Origin of the sequence: Clostridium sp. YIM B02551, from assembly GCF_022324735.1 — a bacterium.
Lineage (GTDB): Bacteria > Bacillota > Clostridia > Clostridiales > Clostridiaceae > Clostridium_T > Clostridium_T paridis.
Genome location: NZ_JAKGTF010000008.1, coordinates 64,547 through 85,732 on the forward strand (window position 1 = coordinate 64,547; position 21,186 = coordinate 85,732).

At 30.2% G+C, this 21,186-nt stretch carries 17 protein-coding genes and 1 tRNA gene; 11 read left to right on the forward strand and 7 right to left on the reverse strand.

Features of this window, described 5'->3' with window-relative positions:
• Positions 1–2: 2 nt before the first annotated feature.
• The gene (locus L1S47_RS10845; RefSeq protein ID WP_238883582.1) at positions 3–1,580 is read left to right on the forward strand and encodes a DEAD/DEAH box helicase; all 1,578 of its coding nucleotides are present in this window, start codon (positions 3–5) and stop codon (positions 1,578–1,580) included.
• A gap of 181 nt (positions 1,581–1,761) precedes the next feature.
• The gene (locus L1S47_RS10850; RefSeq protein WP_238883583.1) at positions 1,762–4,686 is read left to right on the forward strand and encodes an insulinase family protein; all 2,925 of its coding nucleotides are present in this window, start codon (positions 1,762–1,764) and stop codon (positions 4,684–4,686) included.
• 97 nt (positions 4,687–4,783) lie between these two features.
• Here the strand turns inward: L1S47_RS10850 and L1S47_RS10855 are convergent.
• A tRNA-Met gene (locus tag L1S47_RS10855) sits at positions 4,784–4,859 on the reverse strand.
• 291 nt (positions 4,860–5,150) lie between these two features.
• Positions 5,151–5,504: a hypothetical protein gene (locus L1S47_RS10860; protein ID WP_202766747.1), complete on the reverse strand. Its 354-nt coding sequence runs from the start codon at positions 5,502–5,504 to the stop codon at positions 5,151–5,153.
• Positions 5,505–5,636: 132 nt separating this feature from the next.
• Between L1S47_RS10860 and L1S47_RS10865 the strand changes: the two genes are divergently transcribed.
• Positions 5,637–6,515 (forward strand): LysR substrate-binding domain-containing protein, encoded by an 879-nt coding sequence (locus tag L1S47_RS10865; RefSeq protein WP_238883584.1) that lies wholly within the window; start codon positions 5,637–5,639, stop codon positions 6,513–6,515.
• A 106-nt stretch (positions 6,516–6,621) separates the two neighbouring features.
• Here the strand turns inward: L1S47_RS10865 and L1S47_RS10870 are convergent, their stop codons facing one another.
• Positions 6,622–6,867, reverse strand: coding sequence for a TIGR03905 family TSCPD domain-containing protein (locus tag L1S47_RS10870; protein ID WP_202766749.1), 246 nt, complete (start codon positions 6,865–6,867; stop codon positions 6,622–6,624).
• A gap of 52 nt (positions 6,868–6,919) precedes the next feature.
• Positions 6,920–7,300 (reverse strand): RidA family protein, encoded by a 381-nt coding sequence (locus L1S47_RS10875; protein WP_238883585.1) that lies wholly within the window; start codon positions 7,298–7,300, stop codon positions 6,920–6,922.
• A 249-nt stretch (positions 7,301–7,549) separates the two neighbouring features.
• Between L1S47_RS10875 and L1S47_RS10880 the strand changes: the two genes are divergently transcribed.
• The 4 genes from L1S47_RS10880 (at position 7,550) to L1S47_RS10895 (ending at position 11,962) form a co-directional block, all read left to right on the forward strand.
• Complete coding sequence (locus L1S47_RS10880; RefSeq protein ID WP_238883586.1) at positions 7,550–8,782, forward strand: HD domain-containing phosphohydrolase; 1,233 nt, start codon at positions 7,550–7,552, stop codon at positions 8,780–8,782.
• 124 nt (positions 8,783–8,906) lie between these two features.
• Positions 8,907–9,779 (forward strand): SDR family oxidoreductase, encoded by an 873-nt coding sequence (locus L1S47_RS10885; protein ID WP_238883587.1) that lies wholly within the window; start codon positions 8,907–8,909, stop codon positions 9,777–9,779.
• Between the two features lie 115 nt (positions 9,780–9,894).
• Positions 9,895–10,713, forward strand: coding sequence for a glutamate 5-kinase (proB, locus tag L1S47_RS10890; protein WP_238883588.1), 819 nt, complete (start codon positions 9,895–9,897; stop codon positions 10,711–10,713).
• A 4-nt stretch (positions 10,714–10,717) separates the two neighbouring features.
• Complete coding sequence (locus tag L1S47_RS10895) at positions 10,718–11,962, forward strand: glutamate-5-semialdehyde dehydrogenase (RefSeq protein WP_238883589.1); 1,245 nt, start codon at positions 10,718–10,720, stop codon at positions 11,960–11,962.
• Between the two features lie 66 nt (positions 11,963–12,028).
• Here the strand turns inward: L1S47_RS10895 and L1S47_RS10900 are convergent, their stop codons facing one another.
• Positions 12,029–13,480 carry a UDP-N-acetylmuramoyl-L-alanyl-D-glutamate--2,6-diaminopimelate ligase gene (locus L1S47_RS10900; protein ID WP_238883590.1) on the reverse strand — a complete coding sequence of 484 codons (1,452 nt, stop codon included), beginning with the start codon at positions 13,478–13,480 and terminating at the stop codon, positions 12,029–12,031.
• 141 nt (positions 13,481–13,621) lie between these two features.
• Between L1S47_RS10900 and L1S47_RS10905 the strand changes: the two genes are divergently transcribed.
• Entirely contained in the window at positions 13,622–14,497 is an 876-nt protein-coding gene (locus L1S47_RS10905) for an AraC family transcriptional regulator (protein ID WP_238883591.1), read from the forward strand.
• A 24-nt stretch (positions 14,498–14,521) separates the two neighbouring features.
• Here the strand turns inward: L1S47_RS10905 and L1S47_RS10910 are convergent, their stop codons facing one another.
• Complete coding sequence (locus L1S47_RS10910; RefSeq protein WP_238883592.1) at positions 14,522–17,119, reverse strand: cation-translocating P-type ATPase; 2,598 nt, start codon at positions 17,117–17,119, stop codon at positions 14,522–14,524.
• 381 nt (positions 17,120–17,500) lie between these two features.
• On the opposite strand from L1S47_RS10910, the gene L1S47_RS10915 reads away from it, so the two are divergent.
• The gene (locus L1S47_RS10915) at positions 17,501–18,277 is read left to right on the forward strand and encodes an SDR family oxidoreductase (protein WP_238883593.1); all 777 of its coding nucleotides are present in this window, start codon (positions 17,501–17,503) and stop codon (positions 18,275–18,277) included.
• An 85-nt stretch (positions 18,278–18,362) separates the two neighbouring features.
• On the opposite strand, the gene L1S47_RS10920 is transcribed toward L1S47_RS10915, so the two are convergent.
• Complete coding sequence (locus tag L1S47_RS10920) at positions 18,363–19,028, reverse strand: macro domain-containing protein (RefSeq protein ID WP_238883594.1); 666 nt, start codon at positions 19,026–19,028, stop codon at positions 18,363–18,365.
• 176 nt (positions 19,029–19,204) lie between these two features.
• On the opposite strand from L1S47_RS10920, the gene L1S47_RS10925 reads away from it, so the two are divergent.
• Entirely contained in the window at positions 19,205–19,936 is a 732-nt protein-coding gene (locus L1S47_RS10925) for an ATP-binding cassette domain-containing protein (protein WP_238883595.1), read from the forward strand.
• Positions 19,929–21,098 carry an ABC transporter permease gene (locus tag L1S47_RS10930; RefSeq protein WP_238883596.1) on the forward strand — a complete coding sequence of 390 codons (1,170 nt, stop codon included), beginning with the start codon at positions 19,929–19,931 and terminating at the stop codon, positions 21,096–21,098. Before L1S47_RS10925 ends, L1S47_RS10930 begins: the two co-directional genes overlap by 8 nt.
• Positions 21,099–21,186 lie beyond the last annotated feature (88 nt).

Consider the following 21,186-nt stretch of genomic DNA (forward strand, 5'->3'; position numbering starts at 1 on the left):
TAATGAGTGAAATGAACTTTAAAGAATTAGGACTAAATGAAGATATACTAAAGGCTATAGATGATATGGGCTTTGAGGAACCTTCAAAGATACAAGAGAAAGTAATACCAGTTTTATTAGAAGGATTTGACGTAATAGGTCAAGCGCAAACAGGTACAGGAAAGACTTTAGCTTTTGGAGCTCCAGTACTTAACAATATTACCTTTGGCAATAAAAATACTAAATGTTTAGTATTAGCACCTACTAGAGAATTAGCCATTCAAGTAAATGAAGAATTAGTAAGAATAGCTAAGCATACAAGAGCAAGAATATTACCTGTTTATGGTGGTCAATCAATTGACAGACAAATAAAAGCACTTAATAGAGGGATTGACATAATAGTTGGTACTCCAGGTAGAGTTTTAGACTTAATGAGAAGAAATGTAATAAATCTTAGAAACATTGAATTCTTAGTAATGGATGAAGCAGATGAAATGCTTAATATGGGATTTATTGATGATATAGAGGAGATTCTTAAAGGAACAAATCCTGAAAGACAAACATTATTATTCTCAGCTACAATGCCAGCAGAAATTAAAAAACTAGCTAAAAATTATATGAAAGATGATGCACAACATATTTCTATAATAAAGAATGAAATGACAGTTTCTACAGTTAGTCAATATTATTATGAAGTAAAACATTCTGACAGGGTAGAGTCATTATGTAGAATTCTTGATGTGGATTCCCCTACAGCAGCAATAATATTCTGTAAGACTAAAAAGGGAGTAGATGAGTTAGTATCATCTATGCAAGCAAGAGGATACAGTGTTGAAGGTATGCACGGTGATTTAACACAAAATCATAGAATGAATACTCTTAGAAAGTTTAAAGAAGGACATTTAGAATTCTTAGTAGCTACAGATGTTGCTGCAAGAGGTATAGATGTAGAGAATGTTACTCACGTTATAAACTATGATCTTCCACAAGATACAGAATCATACGTTCACAGAATAGGAAGAACAGGTAGAGCTAACAGAGAAGGTGTTGCATATACTTTAGTTACTCCAAGAGAGTATAGAGCATTAAAGCAAATAGAGAGAGCAACAAAAGGTAAGATTAAAAGAAAAGAAATACCTACAATTGATGATATATTTGAAGCAAAATATAACACAATCTATACAAAAGTAAAAGAAACAATAGAAGGCGAAGATTTCAGTAAGTTTATACCTTTAGCAGAACAAATAGATGCAGAATTTGATTTAGTTGATGTTGCAGCTGCATTAATGAATATGATATACAGCAAAGAAGTTTCTTATGATTCTTCTGAGAATTCTATATCAGTAAAATCAAGTGGTGGATATGAAAGACTATTTATCAATTTAGGAAGAAAAGATGGTATGAATCCAAAGAGTCTATTAGCGTTCCTAAGTGAAGGTGCAAGATTTAGAAAAGAAGATATAGGAGATATTGATATCTTTGATAAATATACATTTATAGATGCCTCTGAAGATGCTGCAAGACATATTATGAAAAATACTATAGGAAAAAGAGTTAGAGGAAGAAAAGTTAACATAGAAATAGCTAATTCAAGAAAGTAATATATTAAAATTTATAAGTCATGTGAGTGTGTGAAAATACCTTACATGACTTCTTTTATTTAGAAAATTCAAAAAAATTACTAGACTTTGTAAGAAAGTAATTTTAAAATTTAATTTAATACGTATAATATAAATAAATCAATCAATCAATCAATAGATTTATAGAGAGGATGCTAAATATATGAATTATAAAGAAGGTAATATATTAAGTGGATTTAGATTAGACAGTGTTAAGGACTTAAAAGAGATAAATTCAACTGGTTTAATTTTTACTCATGAGAAAACACAAGCTAAGTTAATTAAACTTGTGAATGACGATGATAATAAAGTTTTTGCTATTACATTCAAAACACCTCCAGAAAATAGTACTGGAGTACCACACATAATAGAACATTCTGTACTGTGCGGATCAGAGAAATTTACAAGTAAGGAGCCTTTTGTAGAATTATTAAAGGGAAGTCTCAATACTTTTTTAAATGCGCTCACCTTTTCAGACAAAACAATGTATCCTATAGCTAGTAAAAATAAAAAAGACTTTTTTAACTTAATGGATGTGTATTTAGATGCAGTTTTACATCCAAACTTATATAAAGAAAAAGAAATTTTTATGCAAGAAGGCTGGCATTATGAAATAGACGAGACAACAGATGAACTTAAAATAAATGGTGTTGTATACAATGAAATGAAGGGTGTTTACTCATCACCTGATTCAATTATTTCTAGGGAAGCAAGTACCTCATTATATCCAGATACTACATATGGAGTGGATTCGGGTGGAGATCCAGATGTTATACCTGAGTTAACATATGATTATTTTGTGAATTTTCATAAAAAGTATTATCATCCATCAAACGGAGTAATCTTTCTATATGGAGATGGAAATACAGAGGAAGAGTTAGCATTTATACATGAAAACTATCTAAAAAACTATGATTTTGGGCCAGTAGATAGTGAGATAACAATTCAAGAACCATTTAATGAAGAGAGAAAAACAAAACTATCTTATGGAATAAGTGAACAAGAAGATGAGAGTAAAAAGACATATATTTCTCTTAATTATTCAATAGGAGATACCTTAGATAAGGAATTGGGATTATCTTTTGAGGTTTTAGAGTATATCTTATTAACTGCAAATAATGCAATATTAAAAAATAGGTTAATCGATAGCGGAGTTGCAACTGTAGTTTCTGGTAGGTATGAAAGAGGGATAAAGCAACCTTACTTAAATATTACTATCAAAAATACAGATGAAGAAAATGAAAGAGAAATAATATCTAAGATTGAAGAAATACTTAAAGATATATGTAAGAATGGAATAAGCGAAAACTTTATTACTGGTGCTATAAATAGAAAAGAATTTGAAATCAGAGAAGCCAATTTTGGTGGGTATCCAAAAGGATTAATTTATGCTATAAGAATACTAGAAAGTATGTTATATGGTGGAGAAGCTTTTCTAAATCTAGAAAATACAGAAACAATTGATGATATAAGAAAAAAAGCAGCCAATGGATATCTTGAGAAACTAATCGAAGATTATATATTAAATAATGCTCATAAATCAATTATAGTAATGACTCCAGAAAAAGGATTGACTGAAAAGAAGGAAAATGATTTAAAGGCGAAACTTAAAAAAATAAAAGAAACATTATCATCAGAAGAACTTCAAAGAATAAAAGATGAAGCAGAAAAGCTGAACAAGAGACAATTGACTCCAGATACTAAAGAACAGCAAGATACAATTCCTAAATTAGCCATTGAAGATATACCTAAGAAAGTAGAAAACATTGAACTAAAGGAAGTAGATATTAAGGGAATTAAGACTTTATTTACTCCTATGTTTACTAATGAAATTGCATACGTTAAATTGATATTTGATGGGAGAACTATAGAAAAAGAAGATGCTCAATATATGGCTTTACTATCATTTCTTTTAGGAAAGATAAATACTAAGACAAAAACTTATGAAGAATTAACTAATGATATAAATATGAGTACAGGAGGAATATCTTATTCTACAAGAAGCTTTTATAAAAAAGGAAATATGGAAGACTTCACGCCTGTATTCACTATGGCAGGTAAAGCTCTAAGTTCAAAAATTGGTGAGTTAGTTAAATTAATGAAAGAAGTGGCTATCGAAACTTCTTTTGAAGACACAAATAGAATATTACAAATAGTTAGAGATTTAAGATCAAGATATCAAATGGCAATGGTTGCCTCAGGAAATGTAATTGGTGCCTTAAGAGCTATAGGATATATCTCTAAGAGGGGATATTTTGAAGATCTTATAGGCGGACTTGGACTATATAATTTTCTATGTGATATTCAAAAAGCATTAGAAGAAAATCCAAAGGAAGTTAAAGAAAAGCTAGAGAGTGTATCTAGAAAAATATTCAACATAAATAATTTAACTATTTCATTTACAGAAGAAGAAAGTAAGTTATCATTATTAGAAGAAAATATAGATATACTAATAGATGGATTGAATAAAGAAGGTGTTTATCTAAAAGATTATGATTATCCACTTAAGAAGTTAAATGAAGGATTATTAACTCAAAGCAATGTAAATTATGTTGTTCTTGGTGGAAGTTATTTAAATAAGGGATTTTCTTATTCAGGTTCTATGAGGGTACTAAACACTATACTTAACTTTGATTATCTATGGAACAAAGTTAGAGTTGAAGGTGGAGCTTATGGTGTAAGAATCAACTTAAGTAAGGATGGCTTCATATATTTTAGCTCTTATAGAGATCCTAACATAGATAAGACATTTGATGCATATAAGAAAACCGTAGAGTATTTGAAATCTTTCAATGCAACTGATGAAGATATGGTGAAATATATTATAGGGACTATAAGTAAGCTAGATATTCCATCAAATCCAGATTCTAAGGCGGATAAAGCAGTATCAGATTATTTTGCAGGAGTAACTTATGAAGAGTTAAATAAGGAACGAGAAGAAATACTAAAGACAAGTGAAAAACAAATAAAAGACTACTATAAAGTTATAGGAGAAGCAATAAAAGATAATTCAATAACTGTTGTAGGAAATGAAAATCAAATAAAAGCGTCAAAAGATATATTTGATACTATAGTAAATTTATTTTAGCTAAGAGCTATATCAAGATAAAATCCAGTTTAATAGCTGGATTTTATTAATTTTTAGTAAAGAAAAAGAATCCTAATTAAAATTAGGATTCTTTTTATGGTTGCGGGAGCAGGACTTGAACCTACGACCTTCGGGTTATGAGCCCGACGAGCTACCAACTGCTCCATCCCGCGATATTAATAACTTTAGATTTCTCTAAGCTACATAGCAAGTATAGGCTACTTGCTAACATAAGTCAATGGTAAAAATTGCCTACTAGATATAATCATTAAAGGTATATATCAGCCCTATATATGCTATTTACATCCAGATTATATCTTACTAGGCATATAATTAACTTTTAAATTAATTAACTTAACTAAACTTCCTTGTGTAAGGAGTTGCAAGAAGCAAAATTACTTCTTGCATATATTATAGCACAAACCTTAGATTTATTCAACAAACTTTCTGAAAATTGCGTCTATTTATCTGTGTCTAGCTAAGGCTTTTATACCATAAACTACTGCTAAAGCGCCTATGCCCATTAATGCCATGTTCTTCATATCCATTTTACTCTTAGAGCTACAACATTCTATATGGGATTGAGTATTTTTAGCATTGTTGTTACTATTGCTAAATGATGACTTGAAAGTTTTAGCTTTATCTTTAATAAAATCTACAATGTTTGCCATATCATTAGAATATTTGTTTTCTAAAGTTTCAAGTAAACTTTCCTCACAACAGTAGTTAGTATTAGCATGTTTTGATCTAGGTATTCTTTTTCTTTTTGACAAATATGTCAATTCCTTATTTAAATTTACTCCGACGTTACTATACACAAAAATCACCTCATAAAATAGTCTCTCCATTTTTTATAATGTTTATAAATATAAAATACAATTTCATAATTATTTTTTTTGATATAAAATTTAATTAGTAGTAGAAATAAAAGATTAAAGGATGAATATAGTATGATTGAAGAATTAAAGACGTTTATTGCAGTGGTAGAACTAAAGAATTTTACTAAAGCAGCTAAAGAAATATCTATATCACAACCGAGCGTAAGTGTGCATATTAAAAATTTAGAAAGTTATTTTAATACAACCTTAATTATGAGATCTAAAGAACAAAAAAATATTATAATAACAAAAGATGGTGTCATATTATATGAGCGAGCTAAAAAGATCATAAATATAATAGAGAAAACTAAAGAAGAATTTATAGATTCACAAGTAAGAGTAACTGGTTTACTTAAAATAGGTGCAAGTTTAACCATAGGTGAGTTCTTCCTTCCGAGGTTTTTAGGAGAATTTAATAAAAGATATCCAGAATTATCTTTAGAGATATCTATTGAAAATACATCGTCTATATGCGAAAAAATAAGTAAGTTACAGTTGGATGTAGGATTGGTAGAAGGATTAATACCTTTTAGTACTAATATAAAATCTGGAGTCTTTGCAAAGGATAGGCTTGTGGTAGCTGTTCCTAAGAATTACTTTCAAGAAAATGGTTCATTAGAAAATGCAACTTGGATAAGCAGAGAACCAGGTTCTGGAACTAAACAGTATTTAAGTATGTTTCTTGAACAAAATCACATAAAGCCAAAGCATACGATAGTATTAGGTAGTAATTATGCAGTTAAAGAAGCTGTTAAAAATAGATTAGGAGTAACATTAATATCTTATTTAGTAGTAGAAAAGGATGCTGCAGAAGGAGAATTAGAGATTTTTGAATTAGATCATGAGTATAATAGAGATTTTACATATATTATACCTGAAGGAATAATATATTCTAAGGCTACAAAAACATTTATAAAAGAATTAAAAGAATATAACAATAATTATATATAATGCAAAAATCATATTACATCTCATGGTAAGTGACATGTAAATTCTTTAATGCATTATATATAAATAAAAGACTCCCTCTAAATCACTTTTAGAGGGAGTTTAAATATTATTTTGAACTTAGGTAGGTTTCAAGAGCTTTTGCCAATTGATCAGGACAAGATGTTGACTTATCTTTACAAGTCATACCTTTAAGTTTAGAAATTACATCATTAACTTCCATGCCTTCAACTAAAACTCCAATTCCTTTTAAATTTCCGTTACATCCACCTACATAAGAAACGTTCTTAAGTTTATTATCTTCAATATCAAAAATGATTTCTTTAGCGCATACGCCAGAAGTAGTAAAGTTCATTTTAAATCCCCTTTTTATCATTAAGTTATAGTTTATTGGTATATGTTGGTTACTATTTAGAAATAGCAATCATTTCTATTTCTATTTTTACATCTTTAGGTAATCTAGCTACTTGAACAGCACTTCTTGCAGGTGGATTACTTGGAAAATATGATGCATATACTTCGTTCATAGAAACAAAGTCATTCATGTCAGATAGAAAGACAGTAGTCTTAAAAACATTGTCCAAGCTTGTTCCGCCAGCTTCAAGTATGGCTTTACAATTTTCTAAAGATTGCTTAGTTTGTTCTTGAATAGTTTCTGGAATTTCACCTGTTTTAGGATCTAGTGGAATTTGGCCTGAAGTATATATTAATTCTCCGATTTTTACACCTTGAGAATAGGGTCCTATAGCTCCAGGAGCGTTGTTTGTAGAAATAATTTCTTTATTCATTTATATCCCTCCTTATAATTCCATAGTAATTTTATTGTAATTGTCTGAATTAAATTTTAACATAGGGGTTTTAGTTTTTCAATAAGCATTCCATATATGAGAATATAAGTATAATATATCCACTAGAGCAACATGTAATTATAAATAAATATTAAAAAGATAAAAAAGTAGACAATTGAATGTAATATTATGTTTTAAAACTGAGAATTTTGATGTAAAATAATTATACGCAAAAGGGCAGGTGGTTGAATGAAGGTAAGCATAGAAGAGATTATAGAGTCCTTGGTTATTACAGTAAGTTTGAGTGAAATTGCAAATAACTCAACTATCAGAGAATACATGGATGGTGTTAAAAAAATGAATATGAATGATGATTATATAAGTCATTCAAAGGGAACAACATTTATAGCTTTAAATATTGCTAAAGAAATGCTTTTAAATGAAGAGGATTTGAAAAATCTACATATGGCAGCTTATCTTCATGACTTAGGGCTAACCAAAGTTGCATTTAAAGAATATGATGAGGAAACAATTACTAAAGAACATTGCTTAGAAGGGGAAAGGCTCATAAGTAGCATACCTAAGATTGGTAGAATAGCTGAATATGTAAAGTATCATCATGAAAATTATGATGGAACTGGCCCATTTGGTTTAGCAGGTGAGCAAATACCTTTAATAAGTCAGATATTAAAGATTAGTGATTTTATAGATTCCAACTATATAGTATATAAATCAGAGGCTTATAGTAAGATAATGAGTATATTGAATAATGATATTGATAAGTATGTATCTTCAAAGGTTGGAAAAGCTGTGTTGAAGACAATTTCTAAAGATGTACTTTGGAGAGGCTTGAGAGAAACAGATTTTATGGATACTTGGATGGAGAGCAATAAACCAATAATTGAAGAAAGCCTTAATACTTATGAATTCTTGCAAGTTGCAGAAGTATATGCTGAAATTATAGATATTAGAAGTTCTTTTACTGCAATGCATTCGAGAGGCATATCAGAATTAGCATATACTATGGGGAAATATAAAGGCTATGATGAAAATAAAGCCATGAAATTAAAGATTGCGGGACTATTACATGATATAGGGAAATTAGCAGTTCCAATTAAATATATTAACAAAAATGGTGCGTTAACGGATATGGAGTATAAAGTGGTTAAAACACACGTTGTATATACAGATTTAGTATTAAAGCCTATAACAAGTATAAATGACATAAGAGAATGGGCTATAAGCCACCATGAAAAACTAGATGGAACAGGATACAGTAGAGAATTAAAACATAATAAATTAGGTGAAGAACAAAGACTTTTAGCTATTTGTGATATATATCAAGCATTAGCTGAGGATAGACCATATAGAAGAGGTTTAAAACGAGAAAAGTGCTTAGAGATTATAGGTAAAATGGTAGAAAACAATAAATTGTGTCCAAAAGCATTTGAAGTGTTAAAAAGCGTAACTTTCAATTTATAAGAGATATATAAGTATCTTAAAGGCTATGGCAAAAGACGAAATTATTAAGTTTCGTCTTTTTGTGTATTAAAAACACTCCTTTTAGAAAATAATAACTTTAGGTTTTTTAAGGAGGTAAAATGAAATGAATGAATCAACAAATTTCCCAACAAAATTTCCTGCTCAGCATCAAGGGCTTCAACCAGGAATCGAAAAGGATATGAATCCACTTCCTATATACCAAGCTCAAGGGTATGGTATAGGTAGTGGAAGGCTTAAAGATAAAGTTATGCTAATAACAGGTGGGGACAGTGGAATTGGGAGAGCTGTATCGATTGCTGCTGCAAAAGAAGGAGCTAAAGTATCAATAGTGTATTTTAATGAAGAAGAAGATGCTTTGAAAACAAAAAGTGAAATTGAAGTTATTGGAGGAGAGTGCCTTTTAGTTAAGGGTGATATAACTAAAAAAGACTTTTGTACTACAGCAATTACAGAAACTATAAATAGATTTTCAAGCATAAACATATTAGTTAGTAATGCTGCAGTTCAATTTCCTCAAAATAAAATAGAGGATATCAGTGAAGAGCAATTAAGAAAAACATTTGAAACTAACGTATTTGGTGCATTTTTCATGATTCAAGAAGCTATAACCCATATGAAAAAAGGGGATTCAATAATAATAACAACTTCAATTACTGCATATAATGGGCATGAAACATTAATTGACTACTCAAGTACAAAAGGTGCATTAACAACATTAACAAGATCATTAGCAACTAATTTAGCAAGTAAAGGGATAAGAGTTAATGCAGTAGCCCCAGGACCAGTTTGGACACCATTAATTCCATCATCTTTTGATGAAAAGAAGGTTGAAAAATTTGGCACTGACAATCCATTGGGAAGGGCAGCACAACCTATAGAACTTGCAGGTGCATACATATTTTTAGCATCTCAGGATGCATCATTTATTAATGGAGCAACAATTCATGTAAATGGCGGAGCTATGGTTGTTATTTAAATAGTAAAAATAGAAAAAACTTATGAATATAAATATGTGTAATATTAAATAAGTGTGTTATAATAGAAAAAAATTTATTCGAAAGATAATATAAAAATGAAGGGGGCATCATAGCTTGAGTTGGGGGAGAAATATAATTAAAAATAGCAAAAGAATAGTTGTTAAGGTTGGTACATCAACACTTACTTATGATAATGGTAAAATAAATTTAGGAAGAATAGATAAACTTGCAAGGGTTCTATCTGATTTAAATAATCAAGACAAAGAAGTAATACTTGTATCATCAGGAGCTATCGGGGTTGGATGCAGTAAACTAAATTTAAAAGAAAGACCAGAATCAATAAGAGAAAAACAAGCAATTGCAGCAGTAGGTCAATGTGAACTAATGCATATTTATAGTAAATTATTTGGAGAATATGGTAATGTAGTTGGACAAATATTATTAACTAGAGCAGTAGTCGAAGATGAACATATAAGAAATAATGTAATTAATACTTTCGAAACCTTGTTAGAAAAGGGAATTATACCTGTAGTTAATGAAAATGATACGGTATCTATTGATGAAATAAGAAATATGCTTAATTTCGGGGATAATGACAATCTTTCTGCTATAGTAGCTAAGTTAGTTAAGGCAGATTTATTAATAATATTATCAGATATAGATGGATTTTATGATTCGGATCCTAGAGTTAATGAAGATTCTAAAATGCTAAAAGAAATATATGAAATAACTCCAGAACTTGAGGAATGTGCAGGTGGAGCTGGTTCGGCTCAAGGAACCGGTGGAATGAAAACCAAGCTTGATGCTGCAAAAGTGGCAATAGATGCAGGAGTGGGTATGGTCCTTGCAAATGGAAAGGATCCAAGTATACTTATTGACATAATTCAAGGTGAGGAAATAGGAACATTATTTATTAATAAAAAGGGGGAATAGCTACATGGAAGAATTAATTTTAAAGGGAAAGGAAGCTCAAAAAGCAGCAAGGTTTTTAGCTACTGTGTCCACAAAAGAGAAGAACGAAGCTTTGGAGAAAATTGGGGAACTTTTACTGGCAAAAAAACAAGAGATAATTAATGAGAATTACAAAGATTTAGCTGCAGCTCGAGAAAAAAATATTACAAAAGCCATGTTAGATAGGCTTACTCTTATAGATGTAAGAATAAAAGATATGGCAAAGGGTGTTATTGAAGTGGCTGCATTACCAGATCCAGTTGGTGAAGTAATTGGAATGTGGAAGAATAAAGCTGGACTTCAAATAGGAAAACAAAGAGTTCCTCTTGGAGTTATAGGAATTATTTATGAAGCGAGACCAAATGTAACTTTAGACGCAGCGGCACTATGTTTGAAAACAGGAAATGCAGTAATTTTACGTGGCGGAAGTGAAGCTATTAATTCCAATAAGGCAATAGTAAAGGTAATAGGAGATGCGCTAGAGGCAGTAGGATTTCCAAGAAATTGTGTTCAACTTGTTGAAGATACAAGTAGGGAAACAGCAAGAGAAATGATGAGATTAAATGAATATATTGATGTTTTAATTCCTAGAGGTGGAGCAGGACTAATAAAATCTGTAGTAGAAAATTCAAATATTCCAGTTATACAAACAGGAGTAGGAAATTGCCATGTTTATGTTGATAGTGAAACAGATTTAGAGATGGCCAAAAATATATTGATAAATGCTAAATGCAGCAGACCAGCAGTGTGTAATGCCTGTGAAACCTTGCTAGTTCATGAGAAAGTTGCAGAAGAATTTCTTCCATTAGCATATAATGGGCTTAAAGAATATAATGTTGAGATAAGAGCCTGTGATAAAACTCTTAAGTATATCCCAAATGCAGTAAGAGCAACTGAAGAAGATTGGGATAAAGAATTTTCAGATTACATTATAGCAATAAAAGTTGTAGACTCTCTAGAGGAAGCAATTGACCATATAAATGAACATGGTACAAAACATTCTGAGGCAATTGTTACCACTAATTATTTTAATTCTCAGAAGTTTTTGAGAGAAATAGATGCAGCAGCAGTTTATGTAAATGCGTCTACAAGATTTACAGATGGTTTTGAATTTGGTTTTGGAGCAGAGATAGGAATTAGTACTCAAAAATTACATGCTAGGGGACCAATGGGATTAAATGAATTAACTACAATAAAGTATATTATATATGGTGAAGGCCAAGTGAGATAATAATAAGGACTAACTAAGAAGTAATATTAAATCTTAGTTAGTCCAGTTTCATTTTATGAATATATTTTATCCTAAAAGCTCTTGAACAATCTCTCTATCATCAAAATGTATTTTGGTATTTCCTATAATTTGATAGTCCTCATGTCCTTTTCCTGCTATTACTAGTAGGTCATCATCTTTTAAAAGACTCAAACCTCTCTCTATTGCTTTTTTTCTGTCGATAATTTTTTCGTGATTAGCTTTTATAACATTCATTCCTTCTTCAATATCTTCAATTATGTCTAGAGGATTTTCAGTTCTGGGATTGTCAGAAGTTATTATTGTATAATCTGATAATACACCTGCTGCCATGCCCATTATGCCACGCTTAGATTTATCTCTATCTCCGCCACATCCAAATACAACAATAATTTTACCATTTGTTATCTGTCTTGCCATCATTAATAGTTTTTCTAAAGCATCAGGAGTATGAGCATAATCAATTATTACATTTTTGTTTGAGTTATTATTTACTAATTCAAGTCTTCCTGGAACATTTTTAATAGTGGATACTAAATTAAGAATTTCATTTATATCTAGACCTAGTCCATAGCATGCACCAATTGTGGCTAATACATTGTAAACTGTAAACTTTCCAGGAATATTAATAGTTATTTCTTTGCTTATTCCTTTTAAACATACAATAAAGGTAACAGAGTCATTAGTATACCTTATTTTACTAGCTTTAATATCAGCTTCTTTATCTATTCCATAGGTTAAGATTTTACAAGTTGCCTTTTCTATTATTTCTTTGGAAAACTTATCATCTGCATTAATAATTCCAATAGAACACTTGCGAAATAGTTTTAATTTTTCATTCTTATAGTTTTCCATAGTTCCATGAATTTCAAGATGATCTTGAGATAGATTTGTAAAAACACCAACGTTAATGTCACAAAAATCAACCCTGTTTTTATATAGAGCAGAAGATGTAACTTCCATAACTACATTTTTAGCTCCATAGTCAATAAAATTCCTAAATAAAGTTTGTAATTCTAGTGCTTCAGGGGTAGTTGGATTTATTCTTTCAATATTAATTTGTTTATTTCTAAATTCATATCCTAAGGTTCCAATTAATCCAGTTGGATTTCCATAGGCTTCAAGAACATCTCCAATATAATGTATAACCGTAGTTTTACCATTCGTTCCAGTAACACCTACTAGGCCTATTTCTTTTGAAGGCTCATTATAGAATACACTAGAAATACTTGCAAGTGTAATTTTACAATCATTAACTTTAACAAAAGTAACATTTTCTATTTTAGGGGGAAGATTTTCGTCAGTTATAATCGCAATGGCACCATTATTAATAGCCTCAAATAAAAAATCATTACCATTAACGGTATCACCCTTAATACATACAAATATAAAATTCTTTTGAACTTTTCTGGAGTCATAACTTATACCAGAGATTTCTATAGAGTTATCCCCTTGTATTACTACAGGAGTTACATCCTTCAATAATTCAGATAGTTTCATTTTGCTCCTCCAATTATAAATGATCTATATTATCATTATATACAGAGTATTAACAATATATAGTGTATAAGTTGCTTGAAACATTGCAAAAAGTGCTCTAATATAATAGATGTATTATAAAGTAATAGGAGTTGTTCTTTTATGGATGCGAAGGAAAACAGGAATAAATCAGGATATTTAAAAAGAGATTTTGAACTTTTTCATCTAAAAGATAAAAAAAACCAGGAATTTGAGTTTCATTACCATGATTTTAATAAGATAATTATATTTTTATCAGGAAAAGTAACCTATTTAATAGAAGGAAAAGCGTATTGTTTAAAACCATGGGATATATTATTAGTAAATAATCATGATGTTCATAAACCAGTTATAGATTCTAGTGAAATATACGACAGGATAGTAATATGGATTAATCCTGAGTTTATAGAGAACCACAACTATGAAAATTGTGATCTTTCAACATGTTTTAAGTTAGCCAATGAAAAAAGTTTTAATATTATTAGACTTGAAGAAAAGCTACAAAACAATATGAAATTCATAATAGAGTCTTTGGAAGTATCTTTTAATTCAAAGGATTTTGGAAATATAATTTTAAGTAATTCATTATTGATTCAATTTATTATATATTTAAATAGAATTCAGCTTGGGAATATGTATATAAGTGACGAAGATACTCTTAGGTATGATAAGCAGATAGAGAAAATACTAAAATATATAAATAATAATTTAAGTAAAGATTTATCTACTGAATTATTGTCTCAAAAGTTTTATTTAAGTAAATATTATTTAATGCACAAGTTTAAAAAGGAAACAGGATATACTCTTCATAACTATGTAATGCAAAAAAGATTACTAATGGCGCGAGATCTTATAAAACTAGGCGAGCCTATTACTAGGGCGTATCTACAATGCGGTTTTAAAGAATATTCAAGCTTTTTTAGAGCATTTAAGAATATGTTTAAGATATCTCCAAGTGAGCTTTCACAAAAGAAAAAAGAGGCTATCATAAGATTATGATAGCCTCTTTTTATATAAACCTATTTATTTAATTACTAATCTTTTAAGTTGAATCAACACAGTTGGCGCTAAAGCTAAAAGTATTATTTCAAGCTCGTTTACTAAGGTTAATGGTGCTACTAAGAATAATGTTTCTAGAGCTGGTACATTTAATATTCCAAATAAAAGTACCGCACCTGCAAATATTGAATACCAGATATATTTATTAGTAAATAAACCTATTTTAAATACTGACTCTGTACCTCTACAATTGAAACTATGGAATAATCTTGCTAAGCATAATGTTGAAAAAGCTAGAGTGCTTCCTAGAGCAGCTCCACCATGATTAAAGCCTATATAATAAGCGCTCATAGTAGCAATTGTAATCAAAATACCTTCACTGGCTATATATCTTAAGAATTCAGCTGAGAGTATTGATGAATTAACATTTCTAGGTTTTTCATTAAGCAAGTTACCTCTTTGCTTTTCAACACCAAGAGCGATTGCAGGTAAACTGTCGGTTACTAAGTTTATAAATAATAAGTGAACTGGTGCAAAAGGAAGAGGTAGTCCCACTATTGAAGCATATAGGACTGAAAGTATTCCAGCTGCATTACCTGAAAGTAAGAATTTTATAGAATTCTTAATATTAGCATATATATTTCTACCATTAACAACTGCTTTGACAATAGTAGCGAAGTTGTCGTCTGTTAGTATCATAGAAGCAGCATCTTTTGAAACTTCAGTACCTGTAATTCCCATTGCAATACCTATATCAGCTTGCTTTAATGCAGGAGCATCATTAACACCATCTCCTGTCATAGCAACAACCATACCTCTTTCTTGCCATGCTTCAACTATTCTTATTTTATGTTCTGGGGTTACTCTTGCGTATACGGATATCTTTGGAACCAATTCTTTAAGCTCTTCTTTGGATAAATGATCAATTTCTTTACCTTCTATCGCTTCGGATATATCTTCTAAAATACCTATTTCTTTTGCGATTGCTGAAGCAGTAATTTTATGATCACCTGTAATCATAACTGGTTTTATTCCAGCTATTTTACAATCAGCAACTGCTTTAGCAGATTCTTCTCTAGGTGGATCAATCATTGCCACTAAACCCACGAACGTATAATTCCCTTCGTCTTCTACTGAAATTTCAGTACCTCTTGGAATATTTTTATAAACTAATGCTAAAACTCTAAGACCTTTTCTAGAGAAGTTTTTATTAGTTTCTTCAATAGCATCCTTATCAGCTTGAGTTATTTCCTTTATCCCCTCTACTGTTTCAATGGATGTTATCTTGTTTATAAGCACATCAACTGCACCTTTAGTTATCATAACATGATCTTCATCAAAGTCATGTGTGGTGCTCATTAGCTTTCTATCAGAATCAAATGGAATTTCACTTTTTCTTGTATGAGTATTTCTTATTTCTTCAGCAGTTTTTGAATAATCAGCTGCCAATTTTACGAGAGCAACTTCTGTAGGATCCCCTATTTCAGCATCATCTCTAATTGAAGAATCATTACATAGCACTAAAGATTTAAGGAAAAACTCATGTGTAGGATTGGACAAATTTAAACCAGAACTAGGAATTACTTCTCCGTTTATGTATAATTCCTTAACCTTCATTTTATTTTGTGTTAATGTACCAGTTTTATCTGAGCAGATGATTGATACAGAACCTAAACTTTCCACAGATTTTAATTTCTTTACAATAGCACCTTCCTTAGCCATTTTTTGAGTTCCAAGGGCTAATACTATAGTAACTATAGAGCTTAGTGCCTCCGGAATTGCTGCCACGGCTAAAGCGATAGAGAACATAACTGAATCAATAAGAGGAAGGCCTCTTGAAATATTTACAAAGAAAATTATAAAACATATGCCCAATATTAAAAAAGTAAGTTTTTTACCAAAGTCATCTAGGCTTTTTTGTAATGGAGTTTTCTTTTCCTTGGTATCTTTAAGTAATTGAGCTATTTTACCTATTTCAGTATTCATACCAGTTCCAGTTACTAAAACAGTTCCACGACCATAGGTGACAAGTGAGCCTGAGAAAACCATATTAGTTCTTTCAGCTAAAGGAACTTCATCTTCAGTGATTAAATTACTGCTTTTATCAACATTTATGGATTCTCCAGTTAAAGAGCTTTCATTAACTTGTAAAGAATAATTGTCTATTAGCCTTCCATCAGCAGCAACAAAATCACCGGCTTCTAGAAGTACAATATCACCTGGAATTAATTCTTTTGAAGGAATTTCTATTTTATGTCCATCTCTAATTACCTTTGAATTAGGAGCAGATAAAGCTTTAAGACTCTTTAAGGAGGCTTCTGCCTTCAAGTGTTGAACAGTTCCTAATATAGCATTCATTATAAGAACCACTAGTATTACTATGGTACTTTCTTTATTTCCAACAGCAAAGGAAATAATAGATGCTCCAAGTAGAACAAAAACTAAGAAGTCCTTAAATTGTTCTAAGAAAATCATAATAAGGCTTTTCTTTTCTCCTTCTAGTAATTCGTTAAAACCATTAACTTCTCTGATTTCATGAACCTTACTAGAATCAATTCCACTTAGTGAAGTATTAAACTCTTTAAGCAACTCTTCACTGCTTTTGTTATAATAGTTTTTCATTTCTCACAACTCCTCATTTAAATAATAATATGAAAGGGTAAAAGTCTTATTAATTTTCTAAAAATAGTTTAACCTCAAAAAATATATTTATAAATTCTTGCTCAATTTATATAATGTTAAATTTTAATATATTATATAAAAAAAGACTTTTAATATAATTCCTCCACTGAAGAATCATATTAAAAGTCTCGTAACCTAAAAGTTATAGGTACACAGCACCAGACTAAAAAATAGTCGACCTGTTGATGATGTGTTTGGAACTACTCCCTTTTAAACATTTGATTTTATACATTAAGATTAGCATATATGCAAGTAACTGTCAATAACTAATGGTTTGTGATAGAATAAATCTAAATTTAATTTGATAAAAGAGAGGACATTATGGATAAATATACATTAATAACTGGGGCTTCTTCAGGTATAGGATATGAACTTTCAAAATTATTTGCACTAGGTGGAAGTAACTTGATATTAGTTGCAAGAAATAATGAAGCCTTATATAAGGTAAAGGAAGAGATATCTAAATTAAATGATGTGGATATAGAAGTGCTATCAATAGATTTATCTAAGGAAGAGAGTGTGGAATGTATATTAGATTTTGTGGAGAAAAAAAATATAGTTGTTAATAACTTGGTAAACAATGCAGGGATGGGAGACTTTGGTGAATTTGCAAAGTCAGATTATAAAAGACAATTAGATATGATACAAGTGAATATAATGTCACTAACTAAACTAACAAAGGTGTTTCTTGAAGATATGATACAAAGAGGAACAGGAGGTATCTTAAATGTTGCATCAACTGCAGCTTTTGCACCAGGAACTAATATGAGTGTCTATTATGCCACAAAAGCTTATGTTTTATCACTTACAGAGGCACTTCATGAAGAAAATACTAAGAACGGTATAAGAGTAATGGCACTATGTCCAGGTGCAGTAGACACTGCTTTTCAACAAAAAGCAGGAATAAAAAAATCAAAATTAGCTAAAGGAAATATTATGTATCCAAATGAAGTTGCAGTAATTGGATACACTAAGTTTATAAAAACAAATAAAGCAATTGTCATTCCAGGTTTTAAAAACAAGTTATTAATTCAAGCAATGAGAATTTTACCAAGAAATTTAATTAGAAAAATAATAAAGAAGGTTAATAAGGGATAAAAATAAGTAAATATGATGAAGTTTTATTGTGTTTTAAAAGGAATTTATAAATTGTAAGATGTACCACTTATAAATTCCTTATAGTTTATACAGCTTTAAACTCAGAAAAGAAGTCTTTACAATTAGGTTTAAATATGTCATAGCTCTTTTGATCTTGACAAACTACAGTACATTCTTCAATAGATGGATGCTTGCTTAGAAAATTTTTAATCTCTTCCAAGGCTATGCATGCAGCATCCTTAGGAGGAAGACAGTATACTCCAGAAACCATGAAAGGTAATCCAATAGTTTTTATTGGATGCTTATTGATATATTCCTCAGTAGATTTCTTTAATTCACTAAATAAATGAGAACTGCGAACTTCTTGCAAACGAGATTGTTGCTTGTTGAAAGCTTCTATAGTTTGATTTAAGTATACATCTTTATAAGAGGTGCATAGCTCTAAGGCCTTCTGATATGCGCTACGAAGTATATCATATTCATTATGTTCTCCGCCGCGCCATATAGGAGAAACCATATGAATTATCCAGAAGATATTACTTGAAGCTAAATTGTATGATTTTGTTATTTTTGCAGAGCCGGTTCTACAGCCCTCTAAACTTTTACATTCTTTGAGAAGTTCATATCCAGCACTTCTATGAATAGTGCCATCTATTCCTCCTCCACCTAAAAGAGAGGAGTTTGCACTATTTATTATTGCATCAAATGGTTGTTTTGTTATGTCATCAAAAATCAATTTAAAATTTCCCATAAAATCACCTTGCTTATTTTAATATATAAACACTATTATTATATCCATCTACTCTCTAATAATATGTATAAATATGGATTTAATTTTTAAATTATTAGATTGTTCATTGATAAAGAACACAAAAATTGGTAAAATAATCATATTGTATGGGATAAAGTACAAGAAGGAGTGAATTTATGTTAAAGGTTGATAATTTATCAAAGATATTTAAGGAGATTAAAGCAGTAGACGATATCACTTTTACTGTTGAAGCAGGAGAAATAGTTGGTTTACTAGGAGAAAATGGAGCAGGCAAGACTACAACACTAAGAATGATATCAACTATGTTAAAGCCTTCTACTGGAACTATAAATGTTAATAATTATGATGTGATTAAAAATTCATCAGAAGTTAGAAAAGAGATAGGTATACTTTTCGGGGGAGAAGTAGGAATCTATGATAGATTAACAGCAAGGGAAAATATAGAATACTTTGCTAGGCTATATGGAATGACTCAAGAGCAAATAGATGAAAGAATTAAAGAAATATCCAAAGATTTAGAGATGGAGGAGTATATAGATAGAAAAGCTGGAAAGTTTTCAAGAGGTATGAAGCAAAAAGTATCTATTGCAAGAACTATAGTACACTCTCCAAAAGTAATGCTGTTTGATGAACCAAGTACGGGTTTGGATGTATCTGCAGCCAGAGTGATTCATGAATTTATATTAAAGTGTAAAAGTGAAAATAAAAGTATATTACTATCATCACATTCAATGAAAGAAGTAGAAAAGCTGTGTGATAGAGTAGTCATAATTCATAAAGGTAAACTTATAGAACAAGGAACAGTTGAGTACTTAAAAGAAAAATATAATAACAATGATTTAGAAGAAGTATTTGTTAGCTTAGTTGGAGGTAAGAATAATGAGTAATTTTTTAGTAGTCTTAAAAAAAGAACTTATGGATTTGTTTAGAGATAAGAAAACTCTTATTTTTACTATACTCCTACCAGTAATTATGTATCCAGTTATGTTTAAAATAATAGATACGACTATGAAAAGTAATCAAAGTTCTGTTTCTAAGAATATTACTGTAGCCTATAAAGGTGATACCGAATCTTCAATATATAAAATGTTAAAAGGAAGCAGTACTATTACAATAGATAATGAAGGTAATATGGAGCAAAAACTTGATAAGGGAAAAATAGCTTTAATTATTGATGTTCCTAAGGATTTTGATAGTAAGGTTACAAGTGAAGGACAAACAAACTTGAAAGTTATATACGATGAAAACTCAAATAAATCTGCTATGGCAGCTTCAGTACTAAGAGAGATGCTCGATGGTTACAGTAAGAGTATAGTAGATAGCAGACTTCAAGCAAAAGGAATTAGTACGCAAGTATTAACTCCTTTCGAAGTGAAACAAGAAACTTTAGGAAATAAAACAGATAATCCTATGGGAGTAGCGATATTAAACATACTTCCTACAATATTAATAATATTCATGATCAGTCCAACAATAGGTATAGCAGCAGATTTAGTTGCAGGAGAAAAAGAAAGGGGAACATTTGAACCGCTTTTATCAACTGCAGTAGGAAGAACATCTATATTTTGGGGCAAACTTGGAGCCATTGCATCAATAGCTTTTATTACTTTGATTACGAGTGTTGCTGCAATGCTCAGTTCTATGATGTATATATTCTCTACAGGAAGTAGTCTATCGATACCTTTAGGGGCTTTTGGAATAATTGCAGTTATATCAATTTTTGTATTAGTTGCACTAAGTTCATTAGAAATTGCTATAAGTATATTTGCACGTTCAGTTAAGGAAGCTAACACCTACTTAAGCGGATTATTGATTCCGGTTATGATATTAACCTACATTCCATTTATGATGGATGCAAAAAGTATAGGAATTCTGTTCTTTAATATTCCTATAGTAAACGCAGTAGTAGTAATGAAGGAAGCTATAGCAGGAATATTTAATCCTGTCCATTTAGGTATAGTTTTAGGATGGCATATATTATATGTGATTATTTCAGTCATTTTCGCAAGATATATGTTTTCTAGAGAAGAAGTTGTATTTAGAAGTTAATAGGATCATGTTATTTATAAGCCAGAGGAGACTCTGGCTTTTTATTTTTTAGTAACATAAGCTTAAATTTTTATTCCCGGGAAATAAT

Bases quoted from the DNA above. Each gene is read 5' to 3' on its own strand.
- L1S47_RS10905 (WP_238883591.1), top strand. From the start codon at position 13,622: ATGGATGCGAAGGAAAACAGGAATAAATCAGGATATTTAAAAAGAGAT.
- L1S47_RS10880 (WP_238883586.1), top strand. From the start codon at position 7,550: ATGAAGGTAAGCATAGAAGAGATTATAGAGTCCTTGGTTATTACAGTA.
- L1S47_RS10895 (WP_238883589.1), top strand. From the start codon at position 10,718: ATGGAAGAATTAATTTTAAAGGGAAAGGAAGCTCAAAAAGCAGCAAGG.
- L1S47_RS10870 (WP_202766749.1), bottom strand. From the start codon at position 6,867: ATGAACTTTACTACTTCTGGCGTATGCGCTAAAGAAATCATTTTTGAT.
- L1S47_RS10930 (WP_238883596.1), top strand. From the start codon at position 19,929: ATGAGTAATTTTTTAGTAGTCTTAAAAAAAGAACTTATGGATTTGTTT.
- L1S47_RS10875 (WP_238883585.1), bottom strand. From the start codon at position 7,300: ATGAATAAAGAAATTATTTCTACAAACAACGCTCCTGGAGCTATAGGA.
- L1S47_RS10900 (WP_238883590.1), bottom strand. From the start codon at position 13,480: ATGAAACTATCTGAATTATTGAAGGATGTAACTCCTGTAGTAATACAA.
- L1S47_RS10850 (WP_238883583.1), top strand. From the start codon at position 1,762: ATGAATTATAAAGAAGGTAATATATTAAGTGGATTTAGATTAGACAGT.
- L1S47_RS10885 (WP_238883587.1), top strand. From the start codon at position 8,907: ATGAATGAATCAACAAATTTCCCAACAAAATTTCCTGCTCAGCATCAA.
- L1S47_RS10845 (WP_238883582.1), top strand. From the start codon at position 3: ATGAGTGAAATGAACTTTAAAGAATTAGGACTAAATGAAGATATACTA.
- L1S47_RS10865 (WP_238883584.1), top strand. From the start codon at position 5,637: ATGATTGAAGAATTAAAGACGTTTATTGCAGTGGTAGAACTAAAGAAT.
- L1S47_RS10915 (WP_238883593.1), top strand. From the start codon at position 17,501: ATGGATAAATATACATTAATAACTGGGGCTTCTTCAGGTATAGGATAT.
- L1S47_RS10910 (WP_238883592.1), bottom strand. From the start codon at position 17,119: ATGAAAAACTATTATAACAAAAGCAGTGAAGAGTTGCTTAAAGAGTTT.
- L1S47_RS10925 (WP_238883595.1), top strand. From the start codon at position 19,205: ATGTTAAAGGTTGATAATTTATCAAAGATATTTAAGGAGATTAAAGCA.
- L1S47_RS10920 (WP_238883594.1), bottom strand. From the start codon at position 19,028: ATGGGAAATTTTAAATTGATTTTTGATGACATAACAAAACAACCATTT.